Raw genomic sequence first — 18,295 nt, 5'->3', positions numbered from 1 at the left:
GTCCGTGAGTGTTGTCCGCGCTCGGCGGGCGGTTCGCGCTGGCCGGGCGACTCGGGTGTATGACGCGGAGGTCCGTGCTCCCGCCTGCGAGAAGCGACGGCGAGAACCGGCGGTGAGAACCGGCGGTGAGAACCGGCGGTGAGAAGCGGCGGCCAGAACCGGGGGTGAGAGTCGCCCGCGGGACTGCGGAGCGGGCGTGAGTCGTATTGCCGACGCTGCTTTTTATACCACCTCAGTGGAATTATCGCTGCTTAACGCCGACGACATCTCGCAAATCTGGACCAATCACTCCAAGTCGAACCCCCTACAGAGAATTGGGGCGCGCATTTGACTTTGGCTTAGCTCTTTTAGCTTGCGCCGTTCGGCCGCGCGGTGGATCGTTATTCGCGCCTCTCGCAACCCTGTGAGGGTGAATTAGATGACGCGCATTTCAGCGCCGATTCCAACGAAGGGGAAGTAAAATGATGCGTCGCATTCTCGCCGGTGCAGCCATCGCCGGCTTCGTGATCGGGCTCTCTGCCGCGAGCGCCTCGGCGGACGTCGGCCCCAACCCCGTCAACACCGGCAACCAGCTGGGAAGCCAGCTGTCGGTCATCGACGACCTCGCGCTGCTCAACAACGTGGGCAACAACTCCCTCAAGAACATCGATGTCCTCAGCATCGCGCACCTGGAGAACGTCCGGGCCTCGGCGCTGAACAACAACCGTGGCGTCGGCACGACCCGTACCTGCGGGGTGCGGATCTGCGACTCGACCACCACCACTCCGCCGGTCCGCACGCCGGGAACAACCACCACCACCGGCACGTGCACCACCACCAGGACGTGCAACACCACCACGACGTGCACGCCCGCGCCGACGTGCACCCCTGCGCCGACGTGCACCCCTGCGCCGACGTGCACGCCCGCGCCGACGTGCACCCCGCGTACCCCGGACATCATTCTGCCGTGCGTCGAGGTGCCGCCGGTCCGCGTCCCGAACGTCGTGCCCTGCACCACCACCTCCAGCACCAGCACCAGCACCACCCCTCGCACCTGCGTGCCCTGCACCGTGACCCCGCCCGTCCGTACCCCGGGCACCCGCGTGCCGCCGGTCCGCACGCCGAACTCGCGCTACTAGGACGACCGCGGTTCCATGCCGCAGGGTCTCGGTGCTCGCGCTCCGCGGGGGCATGAGCGCGCGCCCGCGTCCAGCGGCCAGGGGCGAACAGTAAAGAGCGGATCGCTCTGGGAGGCACCGCCTGATGGCGGCGGTGTTCCCAGGAGCGAACCCCGGCGGGCGCAGGTCGGCGATGGCGGCTTTCAATAGGCCGCCCGAGCCCCGGCCAGTGAAGATCATCGCGAATGTGAGAGCCCCGGGACGCCGGCGGCGACGAGCACCACAGTGGCGGGTGGTGTCGGCGACGCAGCCGCCGGAGCGGCCAGGCCTGTGTTCAGGGCGGCCGGACAAGGAAGTCCACAGGGCAAGCGACGCCCGGCTGATCGAGATCGATCTCGATCAGCCGGGCGTTCTGGCGTTCGGGCCGGATCTACTTAACTGTGCGCTCTAATACCACTATTTTATTGCGAATATCACGAAACAAAACGCCTTTCGTGTAATCTGGTTGCGGGTTATCGCCAGATGCTGATGGCGGTCATCCTCGCCAGTGGCCGGGCCACTGGGCGGTCCAGAGACAACCCCCACGCTCGTAGAAGAGGGGGTGTGAGGCCGGTGAGCGATGACGCGGACGTCACGCGACAACTGATCTACGAGGACGACCTCGTCCGGATCACCCTGAGCGAGGCAGTGGACCCTCCCCTCCTGACACTCGCCGGTGAGATCGACGTGACCAACAGCGAGGCGCTGAGGAGGGCGCTGACGTGCTGCCGCCAGGACCGCGGGCAGGTGGACGTCGACACCGGCGAGTTGGCCTTCATCGACCTGTCCGGTCTGCGCGTGCTGATCATGCCCTCGGTGCCCCCGGCGGAGTCCTGGATAAGGCTGCACAACGTCACGGCGTACCAACGGCGACTGCTGACCCTGATGGGCTGGTATTACCGGGCGCACCCGGAAGCGGGCGACCCGACGCTGTGGGCCTTCCCATAGCCCCGAAGACGACGGTCGCGGCCGAGGTGCCGAGACCGGTCGGCCCGCCGAGCCGCCAACGCGGCGGCTGGTGGTGGCGGTGCAGGGAGGCCTCGTCGTAGCGCCGGCAGTCGCGATGCCAGACGAGGATGCCCGACATCCAGTTCTCCAGGTCGCGCACGTAGCCGCCCAGCACGCCCCGGGCCTCCTCCGACAGCTCGAAGTCGTCGTACAGGACGGGTAGCTCGTGCTCGGCCACGTGCTGGAACTGCCGCATCCGCGACGCCATCAGGTCGGCCACGACGTCCAGCGCGGCCGGATAGCCGCAGTCGAAGAAGTTCTGCACGACCAGCACGCAGTTGTGCACCTCACCCTCGAACTCGATCTCCTTCTGGTAGGAGAAGACGTCGTTGAGCAGCGCGGCGTAGTCCATGGCGGAGTTTTCCAGCGACCGCATCGGCCCGCTCTCGTAGATCTCCCGGGGCACCTGGTCACCGTGGCTGAGGCGGCACAGGCTGGCCGTGAGTTCGGAGCCGAACGTCTTGCGGCGCATCTCGATGTAGTCGACCGGGTCGGGGATCCGGTTCTGGGCCTGGTTGTCCAGCTCCCACAGCCAGCTGTCGATCATGTCCTCGATGGCCGTGCGGAACCTGCGGCGAGCGGGGGGCTCCATCGGCCCGGCCGTACGGGACCACAGGTCGGCGAGGCCGCGTTCGAGCGCGCTGGCCGGAGCGGGCAGCGCGGAGCCATCGAGCGGCATGAACAGGCGGAGCCGCTCGACGGTGACGCGGGCGGCGGCCAGGCTGCGGGGGTGACCGAAGACGACGGGGAAGTAGTCGTCGCCATAGGTGCCCCAGGCCAGCCAGGCCGACGACAGGTCGAGCTCCTCCAGGGAGGCGTCGGGATGAATGCCGGCCGCGCACAGCGGCAGGTCGTAGTCGGCCATCTTCTGCTCGTCCCAGACGGCCGAGCCGGTGACCCCGGGCTGCGCCTCCAGGATGCCCATCTCGTGCGCCCAGGTGATGACGTTGGCGCGCGAGCGGTCGAGGTGGGGTGAGAGCCGGGGCTCGAACGGCATGGGCAGCTCGGGAATGCGTGAGGGGCCGACGGGCTGGTGCGGGACGTGGGTGAACGAGCGGATCCGCTGGGCGCCGATGAGCCCGGCGATCGACGCCGGGCCCAGGCCGCCGTCGGTCTTGGCCCGCTCGTTCATGTAGCGGCTGGAGCGCAGGTGCCACTCGTGACCGCCCGACTGCCAGTCCTGCAGCCCCTTCACGTACGCCATCACGCCCGCGCAGGAGAGCGGGTCGAGGCCGTGCGCCACGAAGAGCGGGCCCAGCTCGGTGAGGGTGGTGTGCTCGAACTGCTGCAGCCGCGAGGTGAGCAGGTCGTTGACGGCGTCGGCCGCCTCCTGGGTGGAGCAGCCGAGAAACGTCTCCAGGACCAGGACGCCGTTGCTCAGCTCGCCCTCCTCTTCGACCTCCCGCTGGTAGGAGAACAGGTCGTTGCGCAGGTGGACCCCGTCGGAGAACGCGTCGCGCAGCACCCGCATCGGCCGGGAACCGGCGATGCGGGCGGGCACCTCGGCGCCCACGGCGTGCTCGATCAGTCCCGCGGACCACGGCGCCCCGCCGACCTTGCGCCGCATCTCGATGTACTCGACCGGATTGGGCACCCGGTGCGCGTTGATGTTGGACAGCTCCCAGAGCGACTCGTTGAGCAGGTGCCTGGTGCTCTCGGCGAAGCGGGCCCGCCACTCGGGCGAGCGGGCGGGCACCGTGCGGGCCCACAGGTCGGCCAGCCCGGCCTCCACGGGGTTCGTCGGCTCGGGCAGCCCGCCGGTCAGCTCCATGGGCATGAAGGCCGGCAGCCGGTCGAGATAGGCCTTGCCCCCCTTGCGGTCGCCCGACCGCTTGAACGTCTCCAGGAAGTGGTCGTCGAAGAAGAACACCCACACGTACCAGTCAGTGACCAGGCTCAACTCGGGGCCGTCGCAGTCGGGATGGGTGTAGGCGCACAGCAGGGCGTAGTCGTGGGCGCGCAGGTCGTCGAGGACCCAGATGCCCGAGCCCTCCAGCATTCCCATGTCACGGGCCCAGCGCTCGGAGTGCTCTCTGGCCTCCTCCACGTGGGGGTTGAGCCGAGCGGGATACGGCTGGTAGAAGTCGGGCAGTTCGAATGGCTGACCGCTCAAGAGGTGGCTCCGATCTCGACGTGGTCCAGCATGCCGAGCGCGTCGGGCACCAGAACCGCGACGGAGTAGTAGGCGCTGACCAGGTAGGTGACGATGGCCCGCTCGTCGATGCCCATGTCGCGGACGCTGAGGCCGGGCTCGTGCTCGCCGGGCAGGCCGGTCTGCCGCAGGCCGATGACGCCCTGGTCGGCCTCGCCCGTCCTGAACGCGAGGATCGAGGTGGTGCCGTGGCGGGTGACCGGGAGCTTGTCGCACGGCAGGATCGGCACGCCGCGCCAGCCGGGCACCATCCTGCCCTCGACGTCGACGGGCTGCGGGTAGACGCCCAGGCGGCTGCATTCGCGGCCGAAAGCGGCGATGGCGAGCGGGTGGGCGAGCAGATAACGGGTCTTCTTGCGGCGGGTGAGCAGCTCGTCGAGGTCGTCGGGAGTGGGCGGGCCGCCGCGGGTGGACAGCCGCTGCCGGGGATCGACGTTGTGCAGCAGCCCGAAGTCGGGGTTGACGAGCAGCTCGCGTTCCTGCGACTCGCGCACCGCCTCGACGGTCAGCCGGAGCTGCTCCCGGGTCTGGTCGATCGGCTCGCTGAACAGGTCGGCGACCCGGGTGTGCACCCGGAGCACCGCCTGGGAGACGCTCAGCTCGTAGGTGCGCGGGCTGAGCTCGTAGTCGACGAACGTGCCCGGCAGCGTGGGCTCGCCCCGGTGGCCGGCGGCCAGCTCGATGGCCGCCTCGCCGTACTTGTTGCGTGGTCTGGCCATCGCGGCGCGGTGCCGTGCGAGGTGGTCACGGAGTGACGGCGAGCGGTCCGCCGCCACCCGGAACACCTCCCACGGCAGCGCCAGCACCGTGCACGGGGTGCGGGCCTCCAGGGTGAACCGCCAGCGCGCGTGCGGCGACGGGGGATCGCCCCCGGCGTGGTCGCCGTCGGACAGTGTCGCCCGCACGACGCTGTCGCTGTAGTGGCCGGTCTGGAGTTTGGCGGCGCGGCCGTGCACGATCAGAAGCAGGCTGCCGGCCGGCTCGCCGGCCCGCGCGATCGTCTCGCCCCGGTCGAACTCCCGCTGCTCGAAGAGCCCGGCGAGCGTCTCCAGCACCGCGGCGTCGTCGAACCCACGCAGCAGCGGCAGCTCGGTCAGGCTCGGCGGGACCACCCGTACGCGGGAGCCCGCACTCGTGAAACTCACCCGGCCGCCGCCCACCGGATAGCTGAGCCGCCGGTTGACCCGGTAGCTTCCGCCGGTCGCCTCGACCCAGGGAAGCACCCGCAGCAGCCAGCGCGGGGAGATCTCCCGCATCTGCGCGACCGTCTTGGTCGTCGTGGCGAGCGTACGCGCCGCCGCGGTGTCCAAGCTCAGCCGTGTGTCTCTCTGGTCCTGCTCCGTCACACCGAACACCGCCAATCTCCAGACCTCGGTTGTCTAGTCCTCGCGACCGATCTCGACGTCCTCAAGGACGCCGAGCGCGTCGGGCACCAGGACGGCGGCCGAGTAGTAGGCGGTGACCAGGTAGGACATGACGGCCTGCTCGTTGATGTTCATGAACCGGACCGACAGGCTCGGTTGGTACTCGTCGGGGATGCCCGTCTGGTGCAGGCCGACGACTCCCTGGTTCTCCTGACCGGTGCGCATGAGCAGGATCGAGCTGGTGCGGGTGTCGGTGACCGGGATCTTGTTACAGGGGAAGAGCGGCACCCCCCGCCAGGCCGGCACCCGGTGCCCGTTGACCTCGCTGGCCTGCGGGTAGAGCCCACGCTTGGAGCACTCCCGGCCGAAGGCCGCGATGGTCTGCGGGTGGGCCAGGAAGAAGGCCGGCTCCTTCCACACCTTGGACAGCAGGTCGTCGAGGTCGTCGGGGGTGGGCGGGCCGGTGCGGGTGCGGATGCGCTGGCTGAAGTCGGCGTTGTGCAGCAGGCCGAACTCGCGGTTGTTGATCAGCTCGTGCTCCTGCCGCTCGCGCAGCGCCTCGATGGTCAGCCGGAGCTGCTGGTCGAGCTGGCTCATCGGCTGGTTGTAGAGGTCGGAGACCCGAGTGTGGACCCGCAGGATGGTCTGCGCGACGCTCAGCTCGTATTCGCGGGGGCTCGACTCGTAGTCGACGAACGTGCCGGGAAGTGTCGGCTCGCCGGAGTGCCCGGACGACATCTCGATCGCGGCCTCGCCGTAGTCGTTCTGGGCCTTGCCGCCGCTGTCGCGCAGCCGGTCGAGGTGCTCGCGCAGCTCGGGAGACCGGTCGAGGATCTGCTGGAAGTCCTGGCGTGACAGCGTGAGCACGGTGCACGAGGTCACCGCCTTCGCGGTGAAGCCGAACCGGCCGGGGTCGGTCAGCAGGCTCTCGCCGACATAGTCGCCGTCGGCCAGCACCCCGAGGTTCTGCTCGTCGCCGTAGGCGCCGTGGCCGACCTTGACCACCTTGCCGTGCGCGATCAGGACGAGCTGGTCGACCGGGCCGTCCTCGGCGACGATCGCCTGACCGGGCTCGCATTCGCGCTGGGTGAAGCGGTCGGCGAGGGCTTCGAGGATCTCCATGTCGTCGAAGCCGCGCAGCGGGGGCAGCTCGGTCAGCTCCGCGGGGATGACCCGCACTTCGGCGCCCGTCGTGGTGAATGTGATGCGGCCGTCGCCCAGGGTGTAGGTGAGCCGCCGGTTGACCCGGAAGACGCCACCGGCGGTCTGCACCCACGGCAGCAGCTTCAGCAGCCAGCGGGAGGTGATCTCCTGCATCTGCGGGGCGGTCTTGGTGGTCGTGGCGAGATTGCGCGCGGCGTCGGTGCCGAGGCTGAGCTGCTGCTGGCCGTTTGGCACGGTTGATTCGGTCGTTTCGGTCATGCTGCATCACCCATCTTCATTTGTAGGGCCTGGCCGGGGGGTTGCTGGAACGTTCCAGGGCGCGTGGAGGCACCGGTGGCGCTCGGGCGATGAGCTGCTCCTTCTAACGGTCGCGGTGGGCGAGTTGGACGGCGAGCACGGTCAGCGCGCTGCGCGCCTCGGGGGCGAGTGGCGCGAGCGCGAGCGCGTCGGTGGCCTTCCGGACGCGGTCGTCGATCATGTCCTCGACTTCGGCCAGCGCGCCGGTCACGCGGATGATCTGGCGCAGCTCGGCGGCGTGCTCCTCGGTGAGCTCGGGATGGCCGTGCCAGGCGCGCAGGTAGGACTGCTGGGCGGGCGTCGCCCGCTGCACGGCGTGCGCGAACAGCACCGTGTGCTTGCCCTCGCGCAGGTCGTCGAGTGCCGACTTGCCCGTCTCGGCCGACGAGCCGAACGTGCCCAGCACGTCGTCGCGGAGCTGGAACGCCTCGCCCAGCGGCAGGCCGAAGCGGGAGTAGGAGTCGAGCAGCGCGGGCGGCGCGCCGGCCAGCGCGCCGCCTATCTGCAGCGGGCGCTCGACGGTGTACTTGGCCGTCTTGTAGCGGATCACCGTGAGCGCCTCACGCACGGTGGCGCCGGACCTGAGCTGGGCCAGCATGTCGAGATATTGACCGCTGATGACCTCGCTGCGCATGGCGTCGAACAGATGGTGGGCGGCGCGCAGCCGCCCGGGCTCCACGCCGCAGGAGGACAGCAGGGCGTCGGACCAGGCCAGGCTGAGGGTGCCGAGCAGGATGCCGCCGGCCTGGCCGAAGCTCTCGGCCCCCGGCCCCTCGTGCAGTCGCGACAGGCTGCGGTGGACGGTCGCCTGGCCGCGGCGCAGGTCGCTGCCGTCCATGATGTCGTCGTGGATGAGCAGCCCGGCGTGGCACAACTCCAGCGCGGCCGCCGCGCTGATGATCTCGTCACAGTCGTCGCCGCCGGCGCCGCGCCAGCCCCAGTAGCACAACTGCGGCCGGATGCGCTTGCCGCCGTTGAGGATGAAGCCGGTCAGCAGCTGGTAGGCCGCCACCACGTCCGGGTCGCTGATGGGGGCGCGCCACGACTCGAGGAACCGGCCCAGCCGATCGTCGATGCGTGGTCCCACAAGGTTGTGCGTGAAGCCGACCGTCATGGCACACCACTCCTCCCGCAAAGCTTTCACTACGTGTAGTTACTCATTCAATACGGAGTGTGTAAAGCCTCTGGCGTCACTGGAGTAATGATCGGTCCCACGGGTCACAGGAGCCGGAGGGGCGCCAGGGATCTGGCTGAATCGCGAAAGCGGCTCCGGCCTGCCCCGCAGGAGATGTGCGAACGGTGGTCAAGCGCGTCCATGAGCGGGCAACCTCTTCGGTCGCAACGCCAACGTCCGCCCATGAGAGGTGCGGCAGGCGGATGAAGCGCTGGACGCGACGACTACCCGGCGTATAGGCAGTGTGCCTAGTCGTAGTCGATCGTCGCCTGCTTCAGACTGATGGGGATCCCATGTCCATGCGCCGCTCATACCTGGGCCTGCTCGCCGCCGTCCTCGCCGTCACCGCCTCCGCGGGGTGCGGAGGCTCCGTCACCACCGCCGGCACGGGCCTCGCCGCCTCCTCGCCGACCGCCACCAGCGCGGTGCAGCCATCCGACCGTGACAAGGTGTGGCTGCGCAAGACCCACCGGGGCAACCTGGCCGAGATCGGGGCGGGCCGGCTGGCCGAGCAGAAGGGCACCTCACAGCAGGTCAAGTCGATCGGCGAGCTGCTGGTCAAGGACCACAGCGAGCTCGACAAGCAGGTCGTGGAGCTCGCCGGCAAGCTGGGGGTCAAGCTGCCGGGAGGCTTGTCCGAGGACCAGCGGGCGCAGGCCAAGAAGCTGGCGAACGCCTCGTCGGCCCAGTTCGACCGCGAGTTCGTCACGGAGATGACCGCGGCGCACAAGGCCGCGATCGCCGCCACCAAGCAGGAGATCGACCGGGGCTCCTCGCCGGAGGTCGTGGCGCTGGCCAAGTCCGCGCTGCCCGCTCTGGAGGACCACCTGTCACTGCTGGAGAAGGCGGCGGGTTCCTGAGGCGGGTCCCGGTCGCCGCAGGGGCATCGGGACACCACGGGAAACGGCCGGTTTCGGGCCACTGAGCTGGGGCAGCGGGGGACGCATGAAAGTGGTCGTGGTGGGGGCGACGGGGAACGTCGGCACCAGTGTGGTGCGGGCGCTGGAGGCCGACGGCGACGTGACCTCCATCGTCGGGGTCGCCCGGCGGATGCCGAGCTGGCGTGGCGGGCGTACCGAGTGGCGGCGCGCCGACGTGGTCACCGACGACCTGACGCGGATCTTCGACGGCGCGGACGCGGTGGTCCACCTCGCCTGGCTCTTCCAGCCGACCAGGGACGCCACCGTCACCTGGCGGGCGAACGTGCTGGGCAGCATGCGCGTCTTCCGGGCGGTGGCCGAGACGGGGGTGTCCACCCTGGTGCACGCGTCGTCGGTCGGGGCGTACTCGCCGGGGCCCAAGGACCGGGCGGTGGACGAGAGCTGGCCGACCCACGGCTGGCCGGGAGCCGCGTACGGCCGCGAGAAGGCCTACGTCGAGCGGGTGCTGGACGTCTTCGAGAACGACCATCCGGGCATCCGGGTGGTGCGGATGCGGCCCGGCTTCATCTTCAAGCGGGAGGCCGCGACCGAGCAGCGCCGCCTGTTCGCCGGCCCTCTCGTGCCCCGGCGGCTGATCCGGCCCGGCCGGATCCCGTTCGTGCCCGACATCCCGGGGCTTCGGCTGCAGGCCCTGCACGCCGACGACGCGGGTGAGGCCTTCCGGCTGGCCGTCACGCGGCCGGTGAGCGGGGCGTTCAACCTGGCGGCCGATCCGGTGCTCGACCCGGCCGAGCTGGCCCGGCTGCTCGGTGCCCGGACGGTGCCGGTCTCCGCCTGGGTGGCCAGGAGCGCGATGGCCGCGGGCTGGCATCTGCGGCTGCTGCCCGCCTCGCCGGGGCTGCTGGAGCTGGTGCTGCAGATCCCGGTCATGAACGTGGACCGGGCCCGCGACGTGCTGGGGTGGACGCCCAGGCACACGGCGGGCGACGCCGTACAGGAGCTCATGGACGGGCTGCACGACGGAGCCGGGCTGGACACGCCGCCGCTCGCGCCGCGTGGCGAGCCGGCCGGGGAGATCCCCGCCGGAGTGGGAGTGTGGCCGTAGGGGCCGGTCAGGCGGCGCTGTCGTCGTTGCCGGGGGCCGGCGCGGGCGGGGCGAGGACGATGGTCAGGGCTTCCTCCACCGTCGCGTGCACGGGCAGGTGAGCGTCGATCCGGGTGATCTGCACCATCCGGGCGGGCATCGGGCGGAGCGCGGCCAGGCGGATGCTGCCGCCGTGCCGGACGCAGTGGGTGTAGGCGTTGAGCAGCACCCGTAGCCCCGAGCTGTCGAGAAAGCACACCTCGGTCATGTCGAACACGAGATGGTCATCGGGCCGCTGGCGCGACTCGTCGATGAAGCTCTCCAGACGGCCGGCGTTGGTGGCGTCGAGGTCGCCGCCCACAGCGATCACCGTGACGCCCGGAAGGTGCTGGCAGGCGTAGGTCAGCCACGACATCTGGTGCCCCGGGGGTCGGGCAGCGGCGTTGGACTGTAGGTCGCCATGGACGAACGATAGCCCTTCGGAGCGCGCCGATCGCCCTGTGCCGGGTCCCGGTTCGGCCGCGACCCGCCGGGGCCGCTCAGTCGCTCTCCGCGACGGCGGCGGTGGCCTGGTCGGCGCTCGGGTACAAGGGGAACGCCTGGGACAGACCCGTCATCCGGAAGATGCGTTCGAGTCGAGAGGTGAGCCCGGCCAGCGCGATCGAGCCCCCGCGTTCCAGCATGAGCTTGCGGAAGATGAGGAAGACGCGGATGCCGGTGGAGTCGCAGAACTCCAGGCCGCTCAGGTCGAGCACGAGGTTGCGGTGCTCGGGGGCGAGCACGCCCTCGATGTCGGCGCGGAGCTCCGCGGCGTTGATGTAGTCGAGCTCGCCGGTCAGGGACAGGACGCAGACGCCCGCGCCGGTGTCGGCCGAGACCTGCGTCATGTGAACGGGTGCGGTCACCGGGAGTGCCTTTTCGCGATCGGAGGTACGGTCAGGGCCAGGACGGCCGTGTCGTCGGTCAGGCCGGGGCCGAAGGTCGCCAGTGTGTCCTCGAACTGCTCCACCATGGCCTCGGCGGGCCGCCCGGCGAGCTTGGCGGCCAGACCCATCAGGCTGTCCTCACCGTACATGTGCCCGGCTCGGGTGCGGGCCTCGGTGAGCCCGTCGGTGTAGAGCAGCAGCCCGTCTCCGGGCTCCAGCCGTGTGTTCGCGACGGCGAAGTGGGCCTCGGGCAGCAGCCCGACCAGCATGCCGCCCTCCGTGTGCAGGGCGTCGACGGCGCCGTCGGCCCGCACCGCCAGGGCGGGTGGATGGCCGCCCCCCGCCAGGCTGACCTCGACCCCGTCGGGGCCGGGCGTGAGCACGCCGTACACGACCGTGCAGTAGCAGGGGTCGGCGCCGAGATACTCGTCGAGCAGCACCGCGTTCAGGTTGGCCAGCGCGGCGCGCGGGTCGCCGTCGTAGACGGCGGCGGCGCGCAGGGTGTGCCGGGCCAGGGCGGTCACCACGGCCGCCTCGGCGCCCTTGCCGCACACGTCGCCGAGGAAGAACGCCCAGCGGTCCTCGTCCAGGCGGAAGACGTCGTAGAAGTCGCCGCCCACCTGGTCGGCCGAGGCCACGTGGTAGAGCGTGGCGATGTCCAGTCCGGGCACCTTCGGCGGCGACGGCGGCAGCAGCACTCTGCGCAGCGTCGAGGTCAGCAGCTCCAGCCGCCCGCGTTCGGCCTCGGCCTGTTCGCGCAGCCTGCGTTCGAGGGCGAGGGTGTTCATGGCCGACAGGCGCAGCTCCAGCTCGCCGGCGACCACGGCGGCGAGATCGGTCAGGGTCTGCATCTCCTGGAAGGTGGTCTCGCGCGGCCGGTCGCCCAGCACGTTGACGGTGCCCAGCCGGTGGCCGTCGGCGGTGATGATCGGGGCGGCGGCGTAGAAGCGCACCCCGAGCTCGCTCACCAGGGGGTTCGCGGCGGTCCGCGCGTCGGTCAGGGCGTCGGACACGCTGTAGGGGGCGGACTGCAGGATCGCCGACGCGCAGAGCCCCGGGTGGCGAGGGATCTGGGAGAGGCCCTCCGGCAGGCCGGTGTGCGCCCTGAACCAGATGTGGTCCTCGCCCACGATCGTCACCGAGGCCATGGGCACGTCGAAGGACCGGGCGGCGAGCGAGACGATCCGGTCGAACGTGCCGTCGGGTGGCATGTCCAGAAGTCGGTAACGGCGCACGGCCGCCAGTCTCGCCGTCTCCACGTCGGGGTCGATCAGCGTTGCCGTCATATGGTCGCGGTCACCGTTTCGTTGAGGAGTCTCCTCAAAAGTGTACTAAAACCTCAAATGTGCAGATGTCTACTCTTAATGGAGATAACTTTGCATGGACAGTGCACATATTAAGCGTATTGCCAGCTCGGCAGCGTTGTGATCGGCTAATTGGTCCAATGGCTGTCGATGATCGGCTCCCGGGCCAGCAGCTCGGAGAAAAGGTCCTCCCACACCGGCATGATGACGTCGGGCGCGTAGTTTCGGGCGGTCTGCGCGGCCGCTGCGCCGATGCGCAGACGCAGCGCGCGGTCGCCCATCAGCCGGTCGAGGGCCGAGGCCAGCCCGTCGACGTCCTCGGGAGGCACGAGCAGCCCGTCGACCTCGGGCGTCAGCACGTCGGCCGGCCCCGTCGGGCAGTCGAACGCGGCGACCGGCAGGGCGTGCCCCATTGCCTCGATCATCACCATGGGCAGCCCCTCGAAGCGTGACGACAGCGCGTAGATCGACGCGCTCGCGAGCTCCTCGTCCAGCCGCTCGGTACGCCCCATCAGCCGGATCCGGTCGCCCATGCCGTGCTCCTCGATGAGCGAGGCCAGGCTGTCCTTCTTCGGACCCGAGCCGAAGACGCGCAACTGCCATCCGGGATGTCGCTCGGCGGCCGCGGCGAACGCGGGGATGAGCAGGTCGTAGCCCTTCTGCCGGACCAGCCGGCCGGCCGTCACCACGATCGGGTCGGTCTGCCGGGACAGCTCGTGGGAAAGGTGGACGGCGTTGGGGATGCGCACGATGGGGGTGCGGGGCAGCAGGGCGCGGTATTCGCGCTGGTTGGTCTTCGTGAGCACGACCACGGCGTCGAAGCGGCCGTAGTAGCGGGCGATCTCCTTGCGGACCGGCTCGGGATAGGCGGCCAGGTTCATGTGGTCCTGCGCCACCCGGATGACGCTCTTGGGGGCGCGGCGGGCGGAGATCAGGTTGAGCGCCGGCCGGGTGGTCACCAGGATGCCGTCGTCGAGACCGGACACGTAGTCGATGACCGCCTTCTCCACCCGCTCGGTGAAGTATTCGGCGGCGAACTCGCCCCACGGGACCATCTTGCCCCGCAGCCGCCGCCACACCTTGCGGCCCAGCGAGTCGGCGAGAACCCGCTCCCGCTGGTCGACCAGCGTCACGACTTTCACCCGGGAGTCAAGGCCGAACTGTGGAGCGTTCCGGCGGCGGATGACGCTGACGATCTCCACCTGGTGGCCGAGCTCGACCATCGCGCCGGCCTGGTTGAACACCGTGCGGATCGTGCCGCCCAGTCCGTAGGCGTGCAACAGCAGATAGCGGATCTTCACAGGTAGCCCCAGCTCCGGCACATCGGTTTGAGGATCTCAGGGATCTCCTCGGGCGCCGGAAGATCACGGCCGGGCTGCACCGTGCCCGAGCGGATCTTGTCCTGCCAGTCGCCGAGCCCCTTGCGGATGACGCCCGGTTGCCCGTAGTCGAGCATCTCGGGTGCCCAGGGGATGGAGAGGAACTCGCAGATGGCCCGCGTCTCGCGCTCGGGATCGGCGGTCAGGCTCTCGTAGCGCACGGTCAGGCCGGTCAGTCCCTTCTGCGCACGCTGCACCGCCTTCATGTAGCGCAGGGCGTCGGCCGCGGCCTCGGCACGGGTGCGCTTGTCGGGGCCGGCCTCGTACCAGGAGGTGGCGATGGAGGCGGGGTGGCGCAGCAGGAAGACGAAGCGGGCGTCGGGCCAGCAGGTGGCGATGCGCTGGTAGGCGAAGGAGTTGGCCGGGGTCTTGTCCACGATGTGCCGCTTGCCGCTTCGTACCAGCTCGCGGTGGAGCACGCGGTCCCACAGCAGATGTTCGAGGTCGGCCTGGTTGTGGCCGAGCGCCTCCATGGCCTTGCGGGCCAGGGGCGTGCCGAAGCCGACGCTGAGGCGGCGTACGTGCAGCTCGTGCGGCGCGTGCAGGAGCGGGTGGGCGTCGAGCATCGCGCGCAGAAGGGTGGAGCCGGACCGGACCGGTGACAGGATGAACACCGGCTCGGTGAGGAGTCTGTCGGTGGCGGGATCGGCGGGCGGTCGGACAGTGCTCTCGGGCGGTGGAGCCGCTTTCCTGACCCGCTCGAAACGGACCCCCGCATATCTGCCGAGCGCCGAGTTGAGCTTCGTCTGCCAGGTCATGCGGATGAAGGCTACCCAGAAATCCTGGGCATTCCCTGGGAGCGGCCCCGCGCGAGCTGCGCGAGTACCTGCGCGAGTTGCAGACCTTGGCCGGATGACTCGGCGATGAAAGGATCTGGTCATGATCGTGATTGCCCATCTCAGCGACACGCACCTCGACGACACCCCGCGCAGCATCGAGCGGACGCGCAGGGTCGCCGAGTTCCTCGACCGCCTGCCCTACGACTTCGACGCGGTGCTGGTCACGGGAGACATCGCCGACCACGGCCGGGCCTCGGAGTACGAGGAGGCGCGCAAGCTGCTGGACTTCCGCCACCCCACGCTCATCGGCCCCGGAAACCACGACGACCGGGCGGAGTTCCGCCGGGTGCTGCTGGGCGAGCCACCCAGCACGGCCCCGATCAACCAGGTGCACCGCACGCCCAAGGCCGTCTACGCGCTGTGCGACTCCACCATCCCGGGTCAGGACGCCGGGCTCCTGGCCGACGAGACGCTCGACTGGCTCGGCGACGTGCTCGACGACACCCCGGCCGACGTCCCGGTGTTCGTGGCCTTCCATCACCAGCCCGTCGTCCTGCACCACCCGGGCATCGACGAGATCGGCCTGCGCGAGCCCGATCGGCTCGCCGAGCTGGTCGGGCGGCATCCGAACATCGCGGCGGTCCTGTGCGGCCACTGCCACGCGGCGGTCGCCTCCGACTTCGGCGGGCGTCCGCTGCGGGCGGCTCCGGGCGTGGTCTCCAGCCTGAAGCTGCCGTGGGAGTCGGGCGAGAACCTCGCCGACGACATCGACTACGACGCCCCGCCGTCGCTGGCCTTCCACATCCTCGACGGCGGCCGGTTGCTGACCTACTACCGCGTGGTCAGCTGACCGGGGCCGCGGTGGTTCTGATCTGCCTAGGGGTGGTTTGCCGGATCTATTGGTGAGGGGAAGAACTCCTCACCGATGTCCGGGTCGTCGTTAGTGTTCGGGATTCGTCCATTGGTCGCCACTCACAGGGTTGGGCCCTAGTCGGGCCTTGATTGTGGGGTTAAGTTCCAATAGGCGCTGTCTCGGGGGATCTTGCAGCGCATTTGGTGTCGTTGGAGGATCCACATGCGCGTTTCCCTGATGAAGGGCGTCACTGCCGTGATCGCGGCACTCGCCCTTCCGTTGGCGCTGGCCACTCCGGCCAGCGCCGGCCCGGTCGATGACGTCTTCGCCAAGCTCCTGGCGAAGCAGGTCAAGGGCGCTAACGTGACAAAGCACCTGAACGCCCTGCAGGCCATCGCCAACGCCAACGGTGGCACCCGTGCGGCGGGCACGCCCGGCTACGACGCTTCCCGCGACTATGTGGCGGACAAGCTGCGCAAGGCCGGCTACAAGGTCACCCTCGACCCGATCGACTTCGTTCAGGGCTGGACCGAGAACAACCCGCCCACCCTGGAGACACCCGGACAGAAGACCTACGTCCCGAACGAGGACTTCTACACCTTCGAGCCCTCACCCGCCGGTGACGTGACGGCGCAGGTCCAGGGGGTGGACCTGACCCTCCCGCCGACGCCCACGCCGACCTCCACCAGTGGGTGCGAGACGTCAGACTTCGCGGGATTCGTCCCGGGCAACATCGCGCTCATCCAACGCGGCACCTGCGCGTTCGCCGCCAAGATCCGCAACGCCGGGTTCGCCGGCGCCTCCGGCGTCATCGTCTTCAACGAGGGCCAGCCGGGCCGCACCGACGCCAACCCGCTGAACATCGGCGAGTGGCGGGCCGGCGTGCCGATGGTCTTCGCCGACTTCGCGGTGGGCAACGAGCTGGCGGCCACGCCGGGCACGACCGTACGCCTCAAGGTCGACGCCACGCTCCAGCTCGGCACCAACCACAACGTGATCGCCGAGACCCGCGGCGGCGACCCGGGCAAGGTCGTGATGGTGGGCGCCCACCTCGACGGCGTCACGGAGGGGCCCGGCATCAACGACAACGGCTCCGGCACCGCGGCCATCCTGGAGACCGCCCTGCAGATGAAGCACTTCCCGGTCAAGAACAAGGTCCGGTTCGCCTTCTGGGCCGCGGAGGAGATCGGCCTGCTCGGCTCCGACCAGTACGTCGAGGAGCTCACCCAGGCACAGCGTGACCGGATCAAGGTCTACCTGAACTTCGACATGGTGGCCTCGCCCAACTACGCCTACAAGCTGTACGACGGCGACGACTCCGACGGCGCCGGCAGCCCGGCCGGCCCGCCCGGATCGGCCCAGATCGAGAAGCAGCTCGAAGCCTTCTTCGACAGCCGCGGCCTGGCCCACGTCGGCACCGACTTCGACGGCCGCTCCGACTACGGTCCGTTCATCGCCGTGGGCATCCCCTCTGGCGGCATCTTCACCGGCGCCGAGGGCATCAAGACGGCCGAGGAAGCGGCCCTGTTCGGCGGGACCGCGGGCGTCGCCTACGACGTCTGCTACCACCAGGCGTGCGACACGATCGCGAACGTCAACGCGACCGCGCTCGACGTCAACGCCGACGCGATCGCCGACTCGACCGCCAGGTTCGCCTTCAACCTCCGGTCCATCCCGGCCCGTGACGACGCCGCCGCGGCGGCCCGCGTCGCGGTGAAGTCCGCCGGCTGATCCCGGCTCCGAGGAGGGCGGTCACCCCGGTGGCCGCCCTCCTTCGCGCGGTGGCGAGCCCGCGCCGATCCGCTTTCCGCCGGCTGCCGGAAGGGTTCCCGTCGTGGTCAGCGGCCGGATGCGGTCACCGGAGGCCTACAACGTCTGTTTCAGGGCACTTTGCCATTCCTTGACCGACACTTGAGGAGGAACGGTGAGCACTGCGGAGCAGGCGGGGCGCCAGGCGCAGACCATGGCGCGCCGGGCAGCCGACCATCCGGCACTGGACCGGCTCGCCAGGGTCGGCCTGGCGTGCCGCGGGGTGCTGTACGCGCTGATCGGGGTGCTGGCGGTGCAGATCGCCCTCGGCGGCGGCAGTAAGGAGCAGGCCGACAAGGGCGGCGCGATCGCCGCCGTGGCGGACCTGCCGTTCGGGGAGGTGATCCTGTGGATCATGGTGGTGGGCTTCGCCGCCCTGGCGCTGTGGCAGGCCACGGAAGCGCTGTTCGGCGGTCTCAAAACCGCTGACCGCGCCGAGGCGGCGGTGCGGACCGGTGTGTACGTGCTGGTCTTCGTCACGCTGCTGACGATGCTGCTGTCCGGCAAGGCCACGTCCGACGACGAGAAGTCCCAGGACGTGACCGCGAAGCTGCTCGAACTGCCGGGCGGCCAGCTGATCGTCGGCGTCGTCGGCCTCGCCGTCATCGGCGTGGGCGTCTACTGGATCTACTCGGGGATCAAGAAGAAGTTCCTCGAGGAGCTCAACCTCGGCCAGATGTCGGCGCGCGCCCGCTCGGTCATGGAGCGGCTCGGCATGGCCGGCTACATCGCCCGCGGCGCCATCGCCGGGCTGGCCGGAATCTTCGTCGTCCAGGCGGCGATCACCTACGACCCGGACAAGGCCGGCGGCATGGACCACGCGCTCCGGGCCTTCGCCGACACCCCGGTCGGGCCGTGGCTGCTGGTGCTGATCGCCCTCGGCCTGGTGCTCTTCGCCGGCTACTGCTTCGGCGAGTCGCGCTGGCGCCGCACCTGACCGTCACCCGAAGCGGATGGGTGGCCGAACCTCACCGAGGTGCGGCCA

16 protein-coding genes are annotated in these 18,295 nt (G+C 69.9%); 7 read left to right on the top strand and 9 right to left on the bottom strand.

Features of this window, described 5'->3' with window-relative positions; translation table 11 throughout:
• Window positions 1-461 precede the first annotated feature (461 nt).
• Together AB0I38_RS01990 and AB0I38_RS01985 are read left to right on the top strand one after the other, a co-directional pair.
• Entirely contained in the window at window positions 462-1,118 is a 657-nt protein-coding gene (locus tag AB0I38_RS01990) for a hypothetical protein (protein WP_358460352.1), read from the top strand.
• Between the two features lie 591 nt (window positions 1,119-1,709).
• On the top strand, window positions 1,710-2,084 hold the full coding sequence (locus tag AB0I38_RS01985) for an STAS domain-containing protein (RefSeq protein WP_358460349.1): 375 nt from the start codon (window positions 1,710-1,712) through the stop codon (window positions 2,082-2,084).
• Here the strand turns inward: AB0I38_RS01985 and AB0I38_RS01980 are convergent.
• From AB0I38_RS01980 to AB0I38_RS01965, 4 genes are all read right to left on the bottom strand, one after another.
• On the bottom strand, window positions 1,990-4,257 hold the full coding sequence (locus tag AB0I38_RS01980) for a terpene synthase family protein (RefSeq protein ID WP_358460346.1): 2,268 nt from the start codon (window positions 4,255-4,257) through the stop codon (window positions 1,990-1,992). The two genes, AB0I38_RS01985 and AB0I38_RS01980, sit on opposite strands and share 95 nt — an antisense overlap.
• Entirely contained in the window at window positions 4,254-5,642 is a 1,389-nt protein-coding gene (locus tag AB0I38_RS01975) for a family 2B encapsulin nanocompartment shell protein (protein WP_358460782.1), read from the bottom strand. Before AB0I38_RS01975 ends, AB0I38_RS01980 begins: the two co-directional genes overlap by 4 nt.
• 33 nt (window positions 5,643-5,675) lie before the next feature.
• On the bottom strand, window positions 5,676-7,082 hold the full coding sequence (locus AB0I38_RS01970; RefSeq protein WP_358460343.1) for a family 2B encapsulin nanocompartment shell protein: 1,407 nt from the start codon (window positions 7,080-7,082) through the stop codon (window positions 5,676-5,678).
• Between the two features lie 103 nt (window positions 7,083-7,185).
• The gene (locus AB0I38_RS01965) at window positions 7,186-8,235 is read right to left on the bottom strand and encodes a polyprenyl synthetase family protein (RefSeq protein ID WP_358460340.1); all 1,050 of its coding nucleotides are present in this window, start codon (window positions 8,233-8,235) and stop codon (window positions 7,186-7,188) included.
• Window positions 8,236-8,594: 359 nt separating this feature from the next.
• Between AB0I38_RS01965 and AB0I38_RS01960 the strand changes: the two genes are divergently transcribed.
• Both AB0I38_RS01960 and AB0I38_RS01955 read left to right on the top strand, forming a co-directional pair.
• Window positions 8,595-9,155, top strand: coding sequence for a DUF4142 domain-containing protein (locus AB0I38_RS01960; RefSeq protein ID WP_358460337.1), 561 nt, complete (start codon window positions 8,595-8,597; stop codon window positions 9,153-9,155).
• Between the two features lie 85 nt (window positions 9,156-9,240).
• Window positions 9,241-10,281: an NAD-dependent epimerase/dehydratase family protein gene (locus tag AB0I38_RS01955; protein WP_358460335.1), complete on the top strand. Its 1,041-nt coding sequence runs from the start codon at window positions 9,241-9,243 to the stop codon at window positions 10,279-10,281.
• Window positions 10,282-10,288: 7 nt separating this feature from the next.
• On the opposite strand, the gene AB0I38_RS01950 is transcribed toward AB0I38_RS01955, so the two are convergent.
• The 5 genes from AB0I38_RS01950 to AB0I38_RS01930 form a co-directional block, all read right to left on the bottom strand.
• Complete coding sequence (locus AB0I38_RS01950; RefSeq protein ID WP_358460332.1) at window positions 10,289-10,675, bottom strand: STAS domain-containing protein; 387 nt, start codon at window positions 10,673-10,675, stop codon at window positions 10,289-10,291.
• A 124-nt stretch (window positions 10,676-10,799) separates the two neighbouring features.
• On the bottom strand, window positions 10,800-11,165 hold the full coding sequence (locus AB0I38_RS01945; protein WP_358460329.1) for an STAS domain-containing protein: 366 nt from the start codon (window positions 11,163-11,165) through the stop codon (window positions 10,800-10,802).
• Window positions 11,162-12,472 (bottom strand): PP2C family protein-serine/threonine phosphatase, encoded by a 1,311-nt coding sequence (locus tag AB0I38_RS01940; protein WP_358460326.1) that lies wholly within the window; start codon window positions 12,470-12,472, stop codon window positions 11,162-11,164. The genes AB0I38_RS01945 and AB0I38_RS01940 overlap by 4 nt, the downstream gene beginning before the upstream one ends.
• Window positions 12,473-12,618: 146 nt before the next feature.
• Window positions 12,619-13,791 (bottom strand): glycosyltransferase family 4 protein, encoded by a 1,173-nt coding sequence (locus AB0I38_RS01935; protein ID WP_358460323.1) that lies wholly within the window; start codon window positions 13,789-13,791, stop codon window positions 12,619-12,621.
• Window positions 13,788-14,627: a sulfotransferase family protein gene (locus AB0I38_RS01930; RefSeq protein ID WP_358460320.1), complete on the bottom strand. Its 840-nt coding sequence runs from the start codon at window positions 14,625-14,627 to the stop codon at window positions 13,788-13,790. Before AB0I38_RS01930 ends, AB0I38_RS01935 begins: the two co-directional genes overlap by 4 nt.
• A 121-nt stretch (window positions 14,628-14,748) precedes the next feature.
• Between AB0I38_RS01930 and AB0I38_RS01925 the strand changes: the two genes are divergently transcribed.
• The 3 genes from AB0I38_RS01925 (at window position 14,749) to AB0I38_RS01915 (ending at window position 18,247) form a co-directional block, all read left to right on the top strand.
• Entirely contained in the window at window positions 14,749-15,498 is a 750-nt protein-coding gene (locus tag AB0I38_RS01925; protein ID WP_358460317.1) for a metallophosphoesterase, read from the top strand.
• Between the two features lie 225 nt (window positions 15,499-15,723).
• Entirely contained in the window at window positions 15,724-17,232 is a 1,509-nt protein-coding gene (locus AB0I38_RS01920) for a M28 family metallopeptidase (protein WP_358460314.1), read from the top strand.
• 193 nt (window positions 17,233-17,425) lie between these two features.
• A complete protein-coding gene (locus tag AB0I38_RS01915) occupies window positions 17,426-18,247 on the top strand; it encodes a DUF1206 domain-containing protein (protein WP_358460311.1) in 822 nt (273 codons plus the stop codon).
• Window positions 18,248-18,295: the final 48 nt, after the last annotated feature.

Source organism: Nonomuraea cavernae (genome assembly GCF_040655715.1).
GTDB lineage: Bacteria > Actinomycetota > Actinomycetes > Streptosporangiales > Streptosporangiaceae > Nonomuraea > Nonomuraea cavernae_A.
This window is presented reverse-complemented; position numbering and strand designations above follow the sequence as displayed.

Bases quoted from the DNA above. Each gene is read 5' to 3' on its own strand.
- AB0I38_RS01940 (WP_358460326.1), bottom strand. From the start codon at position 12,472: ATGACGGCAACGCTGATCGACCCCGACGTGGAGACGGCGAGACTGGCG.
- AB0I38_RS01990 (WP_358460352.1), top strand. From the start codon at position 462: ATGATGCGTCGCATTCTCGCCGGTGCAGCCATCGCCGGCTTCGTGATC.
- AB0I38_RS01965 (WP_358460340.1), bottom strand. From the start codon at position 8,235: ATGACGGTCGGCTTCACGCACAACCTTGTGGGACCACGCATCGACGAT.
- AB0I38_RS01970 (WP_358460343.1), bottom strand. From the start codon at position 7,082: ATGACCGAAACGACCGAATCAACCGTGCCAAACGGCCAGCAGCAGCTC.
- AB0I38_RS01950 (WP_358460332.1), bottom strand. From the start codon at position 10,675: ATGTCGTGGCTGACCTACGCCTGCCAGCACCTTCCGGGCGTCACGGTG.
- AB0I38_RS01955 (WP_358460335.1), top strand. From the start codon at position 9,241: ATGAAAGTGGTCGTGGTGGGGGCGACGGGGAACGTCGGCACCAGTGTG.
- AB0I38_RS01930 (WP_358460320.1), bottom strand. From the start codon at position 14,627: ATGACCTGGCAGACGAAGCTCAACTCGGCGCTCGGCAGATATGCGGGG.
- AB0I38_RS01920 (WP_358460314.1), top strand. From the start codon at position 15,724: ATGCGCGTTTCCCTGATGAAGGGCGTCACTGCCGTGATCGCGGCACTC.
- AB0I38_RS01925 (WP_358460317.1), top strand. From the start codon at position 14,749: ATGATCGTGATTGCCCATCTCAGCGACACGCACCTCGACGACACCCCG.
- AB0I38_RS01960 (WP_358460337.1), top strand. From the start codon at position 8,595: ATGCGCCGCTCATACCTGGGCCTGCTCGCCGCCGTCCTCGCCGTCACC.